The organism is Rhodococcus sp. T9N (genome assembly GCF_024436645.1).
Classification (GTDB): Bacteria; Actinomycetota; Actinomycetes; order Mycobacteriales; family Mycobacteriaceae; genus Rhodococcus_F; species Rhodococcus_F qingshengii.
The window spans coordinates 106,814-115,208 of record NZ_JAMSKS010000018.1; the positions used below are offsets into that span (position 1 = coordinate 106,814).

Consider the following 8,395-nt stretch of genomic DNA (forward strand, 5'->3'; position numbering starts at 1 on the left):
CCCCGCCACTTGAATCGCCCCGTTTGCTGGACACGTGTCTGGACGTTACTACAGCGTCCTGTCCAGGGCAACGAAATGGGGAAACTTGGAAAATTCACCACGAAAAGGCAGCAGCGACGCGAAAAGTTTCTACTACAGACCGATCTTCATCCCGGCACCAGCGTCCACGCGCAGTTGCTGGCCGGTGACGAATCGCGACTCGTCCGAGGACAGGTACACGACTGCATGCGAGATGTCCGCGGGTTCGACCCACGGGATCGGCATCGCCTGCATGAACGGGAACGTCACAGCCGCATCCTCGGCGGTCGGATTCTCGAGGTCGGGACGGAACGTCCGGTACATCGGCATGCTCTGCAACATGTCGGTGTTCACATTGGTCGGATGAATCGCGTTGACGCGAATGGAACTCGGCCCGAGGGTCAGCGCCAACGAACTGGTGTAGGCCTGAATCAGCTTCTTGGCCAGGCCGTATCCGTCGCCACCCGGACCCTGGAGCGCCTGTTGCCCGTTGAATCCGGTCTGCGGCACCAGACCGGCAACAGAGCCGATCGCGATGATCGAACCCCCTTCGCCGAGGTATTCCATCGACGCGTGCACTGTATTGACGACACCGAGAAAGTTCACATCGAAGGCGTCGACAAAACCGGCGGTCGACACGTGTTTGCCCAGCGGACAGATACCGGCGTTCGCCACGACGACATGCAATCCGCCCAACTGCCCTACCGCCTCGGCAAGTGCTGTTTCGAGTCCGGCCCGATCACGGACGTCGACACGCGCCGTCACCACCTGCTGCCCGGCCTCTTTTACCAGGCGAGCGGTTTCCTCCAGATCGGCTGGACTGGCGAGCGGGTATTCGTTGCTGGCGATGTCTGCGCACAGATCGAAGGCGATGATGTGCGCGCCCTCCTGCGCGAGACGGACGGCGTGACTGCGCCCCTGACCTCGAGCAGCGCCGGTCACCAACACCACTTTTCCGTCAACTCTGTTCATTTCGACCTCTCTCCTGTGGATGTGAAGACGTGGTTGTGAATGTGCGGTGAACCGTAGCGGCGCCGCACCGGACACGAGGCGCTTTTCGTCGAAGCAGATCCGAGACCCTCTCGAGACTGCTGGGCTCTCGAAATCTCTTATGCCCCAAAAACCATTGCCTCAACCAAAAGTGTGAACTAGAGTCCAGACACATGTCCAGAAAGAGAGGGCTTGCGCTATGACGCTTCGACCCGCAGACAGTTCTGCACTTCTCGTCGACGGAAAACTGGTTCCCGGATCCGGCGGGACCTTCGAAGTTTTCAACCCGGCGACCGAGGAACTGATCGGCCGTGCGGCCGAAGGCACCGCCGCGGACATGGACGCGGCCATCGCCGCTGCGCGCCGTGCGTTCGACGACACCGAATGGGCACGCGATCACGGGTTTCGCGCTCGCTGCCTGCGCCAACTGTGCGATGCACTCCAGTCCCACATCGAGGAGTTGCGTGAGATCACCGTCGCCGAGGTCGGCGCACCGGTCATGCTGACGAGCGGTCCGCAACTCGAAGGCCCGATCGAAGATCTTCGCTACTGGGCCGATCTGATCGAAACCTATTCGTGGGAACAAGATCTCGGGCACGCGTCACCCATGGGGATTCCGACCCATCGCCGACTGCTCAAGGAAGCCGTCGGCGTCGTCGGCGCAATCACACCGTGGAACTTTCCGCACCAGATCAATTTCGCCAAGCTCGGTCCCGCCCTCGCAGCCGGCAACACCATCGTTCTCAAACCCGCGCCGGACACGCCCTGGTGCGCCGCGCTGGTCGCCAAGGTGATTGCAGAAGAAACCGAGATCCCGGCCGGCGTAGTCAACGTCGTGACGTCGACGGATCACTCCCTAGGCGCGCAGCTGTGCAGCGATCCGCGCGTCGATCTCGTGTCCTTCACCGGTTCCACCGCCACCGGACGCACAGTGATGGCCACGGCCGCGCAAACTCTCAAGAAGGTCTTCCTCGAACTCGGGGGTAAGTCCGCATTCATCGTCCTCGACGATGCGGACATCAAGGGTGCATGCTCGGTTGCCGCGTTCTCCGTCTGCGTTCATGCCGGTCAGGGATGCGCGCTCAGTACCAGACTTCTGGTGCCGCGCTCTCGGTACGACGATGCTCTGGCCGCGGCATCTGCCGCGATGGCGGGTATCCGAGCCGGCGACCCCAGCGCGCGCGGAACGGTGTGTGGCCCGGTCATCTCGGCGCGCCAGCGCGCCAGGGTGGAGAGCTACCTCGCCCTCGCGGTCGAAGAGGGCGGCACGATCGTGACGGGTGGGGGCCGTCCCGACGATCGCGAGAGGGGTTTCTTCGTCGAACCCACTCTCATTGCCGGGCTGGACAACTCGTCTCGCGTAGCGCAGGAGGAGATTTTCGGGCCCGTCCTCGTGATCCTTCCGTACGACAACGACGACGACGCTATCCGGATTGCCAACGATTCCCCATACGGCCTGTCCGGGTCGGTGTGGGGCACCGATCCCGATCGCGTCGCGCACGTCGTTGCCGGTGTCAGAACCGGAACGCTGAGCGTCAACGGCGGCGTCTGGTATTCGGCCGACGCACCGTTCGGCGGCTACAAACAATCCGGGATCGGCCGCGAAATGGGCCTCGCGGGTTTCGAGGAATACCTCGAAACCAAGCTCGTCGCTTCACCTTCCTGACATTCCACACCCTCACCCCACACCCTCACCACAGAATGATCACCACGAAAGTAGGTCGACATGGGACGTTTCGACGGTCGCACCGCGATAGTCACCGGAGCAGCGCAGGGTATCGGAGAGGCGTATGCCCGCGCTCTGGCCGCGGAGGGGGCCAACGTGGTCGTGGCGGACCTCAATCGCGAACTCGGTGAAGCAGTCGCCAAGCAGATCAACGCGGACGGCGGAAATGCCGTGTTCAAGGACGTCGACGTCGCCGACGGGGAGTCGACTGCGGCACTCGCCGACTTCACGATCGCGCAGTTCGGCAGCATCGAGCACCTGGTGAACAACGCTGCCATCTACGGCGGAATGAAGATCGATTCCCTGTTGACGGTGGACTGGGACTACTACCGAAAGTTCATGAGCGTCAACATGGACGGCGCATTGCACGTGTGCCGGGCGGTAGTACCTCACATGCGAGTGAAGGGCGGTTCGATCGTCAACCAGTCCTCCACAGCAGCCTGGCTGTACTCGAATTACTACGGACTCGCGAAGGCCGGCGTCAACAGCCTGACACAACAACTCGCGACCGAACTCGGCTGGTCGAACATCCGGATCAACGCCATCGCTCCCGGCCCTATCGACACGGAGGCGACTCGAACCGTCACCCCCGGCAACATCGTCAAGGACATGGTGAAACGAATCCCGTTGCAGCGCATGGGAACACCGGACGATCTCGTCGGCATGTGCCTGTTCCTCCTCTCCGACGACGCAGGCTGGGTGACCGGGCAGATCTTCAACGTCGACGGAGGCCAGGTGTACCGGTCATGACGCAATCGGCGCCGAAAGCCAGCGCTTCGAAAACCAGACTGGGATACATCGGCCTAGGCAAACATGGGCGCGCCGATGGCGCAGCGCCTCCTGGACTGGCCGGGCGGACTGGTGGTGTGTGATGCCCGCGCAGAAGCGCTCGAACCGTTCACCGCTGCGGGCGCGAGCGCAGCATCGACGCCCGCCGACGTTGCAGCGCAGGCGAGCATCATCTCCGTCACGGTGCTCGACGACGCGCAGGTACGCGAGGTTGTGTGCGGGCCGCACGGGATTCTGTCGACCGCACAGCCAGGCACTGTCGTCGCGATTCACTCCACTATCTCGGACACCACGGCGGTGGAACTCGCTGACATCTGTCAACAGCGTGGTGTTCTGCTGGTCGACGCGCCGATCAGTGGCGGTGCCGGCGGCGCAGCGCAGGGCAGGCTGGCAGTGATGATCGGCGGCTCCGACGAGGCGTTCGAAGCCGTCCGCGAGCCCTTCGGATCCTGGGCCGAGCTGGTGGTTCACGCCGGTGACGTCGGCGCGGGAACGCGAATGAAGCTCGCACGCAACCTTCTTCACTTCGTCTCGTTCACCGCCACGACCGAGGCCGCGCGACTCGCCGAAGCAGCAGGACTCGATCTCCGCACGCTCGGAAAGGTCGTCAGGCACACCGATGCGATCACCGGTGGCGCGGGCGCGATCATGCTCCGCGACACCACCGCACCGGTCTCGGAGGACGACCCGTGGTTCTCGATACTGCGGCATGTTCGCAATCTCGGGGAGAAGGACTTGGCCTTGGCCATCGACCTCGGTGATCGGCTGAATCTCGACCTGCCGCTCGCGCACCTTGCGCTCGCCGGACTCGGTGCCGGTCTGGGCGTCGGGAATGACAGCGAAGACAGGTCGGCCGAACCTTCGACGGCATCTACTATTCGGGAGCACGCATGACCGACACCACTCACATGACCGATGCCGGTGGAACCGACGAAAGCCGCATCTCCGAGGCCCGTGCTCGTGGCGTCGCGAAGATGAACGAGGTGTACGGCTGGGAGCTTCCCGCCGACGTTCCCGGCGACTTCTTCGCGGTCACCGCCGACCACCTCTTTGCCGACATCTGGACGCGACCGGGACTGTCGGTACGTGATCGACGACTACTCCTGATCGGTGCCATCACCGCCCAGGGGCAGAACGATGTGGCGAAGATCCAGATCAACGCTGCTCTCCACAACGAGGAGTTGACCGAGCAGCAGTTCGAAGAGGCCGCAATCTTCCTGTGCCACTACGTCGGCTGGCCGCTGGCCACCGGGCTCAACAATGCGCTGATCGCCGTGAAGGCCGACAGACGTAAGGCCGCGCGCGCCAAGGAGAAGGCCGCGGCCGATTCCGCGAAAACGGACACCGACTGACTTTCGGTCGAGATACTGCCATCAGGGCATCGATCACACCCACCGATTCCCCCACCAACCAACCAGAAGAACGAAGGATCCGAATCCATGGCCGAGGCCAGCTCAATCCGTCCGCAGTCCTCCGCAAACATCGAGCAGTGGCACTTCGAGGCTGACGTCGTCGTCGCCGGCTACGGCATTGCCGGAGTGAGTGCTTCGATCGAGGCCGCGCGAGCGGGCGCCGACGTGTTGGTGCTCGAGCGCACGAGCGGCTGGGGCGGCGCTGCGGCGCTGGCAGGCGGATTCATCTATCTGGGCGGCGGGACCCCGTTGCAGCAGGCACTCGGGTTCGAGGACTCCCCCGCCAACATGAAATCGTTCATGATGGCCGCACTCGGTCCCGGCGCCGACGAGGAGAAGATCACCGACTACTGCGAAGGCAGCGTCGAGCACTACAACTGGCTCGTCGACAACGGTGTGCCGTTCAAGGAGAGTTTCTACGGCCAACCCGGCTGGGAAACACCCTTCGACGACGGACTCATGTATTCCGGCGGCGAGAACTCGGCACCGTTCAACACGATCGCGACACCGGCCCCTCGCGGGCACGTTCCACAGATGAGCGGCAAGCGCACCGGGGAGAAGGGCGGTGGTTTCATGTTGATGAGGCCACTGATCGAGACGGCCGAAAGCCTCGGCGTACGAGCAGAATACGACATGCGAGTCCAGCGCCTGGTCGTCGACGGAGATCGAGTGGTCGGCATCATCGCCAAGCAGTACGGCAAGGAAGTGGCAGTTCGAGCACGCACGGGTGTCGTACTGGCGACGGGAAGCTTCGCCTACAACGAAGCGATGATTCAGTCGTACGCCCCACGGCTGATCGGGCGCCCCGGTGCGGCTATCGAAGAGCACGACGGAAAGTCCATCCAGATGGCGCAGGCTCTCGGGGCCGACCTCGCGCACATGGACGCCACCGAGGTCGCATTCTTCGGCGACCCCCAGTTGATGATCCGCGGCATTCTCGTCAACGGACGCGGCCAGCGCTACGTCAACGAGGACACGTATCCGGGAAGAATCGGCCAGGAGACGCTGCTGCGCAACGAGAATCAGGCCTACCTGATCATCGACGAAGCTTCCTACGAAGAGGGCTGCGCCGCCGACAGTTCCACACCGTTCTTCAGATTCCAGCCCAAGTGGGTGGCCGAGACCGTCGAGGAACTCGAATCCGACATGGGCCTGCCGGAAGGCACCCTTCAGTCGACGGTCGAGGTCTACAACCGGCACGCCGCCCGTGGTGAAGACCCGGTACTCGGTAAGAAGAAGGAGTGGGTCAAGCCGATCGGCTCACCCGTCGCTGCGCTCGATCTTCGCAATTTCACCGCCGGATTCACGCTCGGCGGTCTGCGCACGTCGATCAACTCGGAGGTCATGCACGTCTCCGGCGAACCGATCCCGGGTTTGTTTGCCGCTGGACGATGCACCGCCGGTGTCTGCGCTGGAGGGTATGCCTCCGGAACGTCCCTCGGAGACGGCAGCTTCTACGGGCGACGCGCCGGAGTCAGCGCTGCCAAGGGCTGAGCGTCTCTTCTCAGATGTCAGCGTCCTCGCTGCGACGTTCGAGGAACAACGTGTCACGCCACCGCCCACCCAGTTGAGCGATACGCGAGCGAGTGCCGACGACTCGGAATCCGACGGCCTGGTGCAAGGCGACGCTTGCCCGGTTCTCCGGGAAAATCGACGACTGCACTGTCCAGATCTCACTGGCGTCGGCGGCTTGCACCTGTCGGCGAAGCAGCAGCTTGCCCACGCCGCGCCCGCGAGCGCCGCTACCGATGTAGATGGAGTTCTCGGCGACCCCGCGGTAGCAGTCTCGCGAGGACACCGGGCTGAGGCTCGCCCAGCCTTCGACGCGGCCGTCGATCTCGGCCACCCATCGATGATCGGGTAACCATTGCGCGTCGAGCTTCTCGGCGGATGGCACCGAGGTGGTGAACGTCGCGGTTCCGGTGTCGATTCCTTCGCGGTAGATCGAGCGGACGGCATCCCAGTCGCCGGATTCCATGCGGCGCACCACCACGTCATCGGGAAGAACTCCCAGTGTGTCTTCGACCGGACCACGAGCAGCCACGACGGCGGCCGCTGCCATCAGATCGGAGTATGCCGTTCCGGCAACACTGACAACCGAAGTGCCTTCACGCACCGAAGCCTCGACAAAACCGACCTCGATCAAGGCCTCGAGGTGGGCACTCAACGCCGACGGCTCGAGTGATGCGGCGTGTGCAATCGTGTCGACGTCGATCGGACCGCCGGCAGCAAGTCGGAGCACTCGCAGCCGCGTCGGATCACCCAGGCACGCAAACCTGCGCGCAAGTACGTCGGTGTCGAGGGGAGCGAGTGTTTCTGAACTCATGAGGCGACTATAACGCCGCTGACCTGCAGTTCGGTCGGCTAGGTTCGGCAAGAGTGTCCCGGAGTGAGAAACAACTCAGCCACCGACCCCAGGGTTCGCCGGCTAACGCGCACCGATCGACGCGGCAATCATCGACCACGAGTTGTGAAGATCGTCCTGCCAGTAACCCCAAGAGTGAGTGCCAGTTGCCCGGAAATCATAGGTGGCCGGGATGCCCAAGGAGTCGAGCCGCTCGGCCAAACGCTGGGTGCACTGGTTCGTCCCGGCCTCGATGACTCCACCCACGATCACCTGGTTCGCCAGAACGCCGAGGTCGCCGTTGACCATCGGTCCGCCCAGATTCTCGTGTGGGCCGGGCAGGCCCGATCCATTGCTGATGTAGAGGTCGACCCCCCGCAATCTCTCGGCGTTGACCACAGGATCGTTGGCTACCCAGCCCGGACCGCCGGGAGGACCCCACATGTTGTCCACGTTGCCGCCGCGGAATCCGACCACGAATCTCACGTAGTCCTGACCGGGTTGAGTACTCGTCTCGGCACACCCGCTGAAAGCACCGACGGCACGGTAAACGGATGGCGCCGCCTCGGCCAGGCTCAGAACCGAGGTACCTGCCATCGACAATCCGGCAACGGCATTCGTACCCGTAGTCCCGAGCGTGGCATCGACGATCGGTGGCAACTCCTGGGTGAGAAATGTGGTCCACTTGTTCAGTCCGAGAACAGGATCGGGCTTCTCCCAGTCGGTGTAGTAGCTGTAGGCACCGCCGATCGGGTTGACGACGTTGACGTTCTTGTCGCCGAAGAAGTCGACGACGTCTGTCCGTGTCTGCCACGTCGCCGTGTCCTCGCCTCCGCCGGCGCCATTGAGTAGATAGAGGGTCGGCCGGGGCGCACTCGTGTCTGCCGGCCGAATCACCTCGAGCGGAATCACCTTGTCCATCGCAGCCGAGTAGACGTACATAGTCAGCTGACGGGCGTTGATCTCCTCGACGTGATCGAGAGCTGAACCGCCTGAAGGGGATGTCGGGGCCGGGTCAGCCGAGGCCAACGCTGCTTCGCCGAACAGTCCCGTCCACGCGACGAGTGCGACGACAAGCATTGCCCGAGTACGTCCGATTCTTCTCATTGCCGCTCC

At 63.4% G+C, this 8,395-nt stretch carries 7 protein-coding genes and 1 pseudogene; 5 read left to right on the forward strand and 3 right to left on the reverse strand.

The features are described from left to right. Positions 1 to 132 precede the first annotated feature (132 nt). Complete coding sequence (locus tag M1L53_RS25200; RefSeq protein ID WP_047272231.1) at positions 133 to 990, reverse strand: mycofactocin-coupled SDR family oxidoreductase; 858 nt, start codon at positions 988 to 990, stop codon at positions 133 to 135. A gap of 217 nt (positions 991 to 1,207) precedes the next feature. On the opposite strand from M1L53_RS25200, the gene M1L53_RS25205 reads away from it, so the two are divergent. The 5 genes and pseudogenes from M1L53_RS25205 to M1L53_RS25225 all read left to right on the forward strand — a co-directional run bounded on the left by M1L53_RS25205 (position 1,208) and on the right by M1L53_RS25225 (position 6,429). Further along, entirely contained in the window at positions 1,208 to 2,674 is a 1,467-nt protein-coding gene (locus M1L53_RS25205; protein ID WP_030536772.1) for an aldehyde dehydrogenase, read from the forward strand. Positions 2,675 to 2,734: 60 nt separating this feature from the next. Further along, complete coding sequence (locus M1L53_RS25210; RefSeq protein ID WP_054187432.1) at positions 2,735 to 3,484, forward strand: SDR family oxidoreductase; 750 nt, start codon at positions 2,735 to 2,737, stop codon at positions 3,482 to 3,484. Continuing rightward, positions 3,481 to 4,417 (forward strand): annotated as a pseudogene (locus tag M1L53_RS25215) (NAD(P)-dependent oxidoreductase). The gene M1L53_RS25210 and the pseudogene M1L53_RS25215 overlap by 4 nt, the downstream one beginning before the upstream one ends. Continuing rightward, a complete protein-coding gene (locus M1L53_RS25220; protein WP_003944075.1) occupies positions 4,414 to 4,875 on the forward strand; it encodes a carboxymuconolactone decarboxylase family protein in 462 nt (153 codons plus the stop codon). The pseudogene M1L53_RS25215 and the gene M1L53_RS25220 overlap by 4 nt, the downstream one beginning before the upstream one ends. Before the next feature lie 87 nt (positions 4,876 to 4,962). Further along, positions 4,963 to 6,429 (forward strand): FAD-dependent oxidoreductase, encoded by a 1,467-nt coding sequence (locus M1L53_RS25225; RefSeq protein ID WP_054187434.1) that lies wholly within the window; start codon positions 4,963 to 4,965, stop codon positions 6,427 to 6,429. 10 nt (positions 6,430 to 6,439) lie between these two features. Here M1L53_RS25225 and M1L53_RS25230 read toward each other — a convergent pair whose 3' ends face one another. Together M1L53_RS25230 and M1L53_RS25235 are read right to left on the reverse strand one after the other, a co-directional pair. Continuing rightward, a complete protein-coding gene (locus M1L53_RS25230; protein WP_003944042.1) occupies positions 6,440 to 7,261 on the reverse strand; it encodes a GNAT family N-acetyltransferase in 822 nt (273 codons plus the stop codon). A 102-nt stretch (positions 7,262 to 7,363) separates the two neighbouring features. Further along, positions 7,364 to 8,386 (reverse strand): alpha/beta hydrolase family protein, encoded by a 1,023-nt coding sequence (locus M1L53_RS25235; protein WP_003944025.1) that lies wholly within the window; start codon positions 8,384 to 8,386, stop codon positions 7,364 to 7,366. Positions 8,387 to 8,395: the final 9 nt, after the last annotated feature.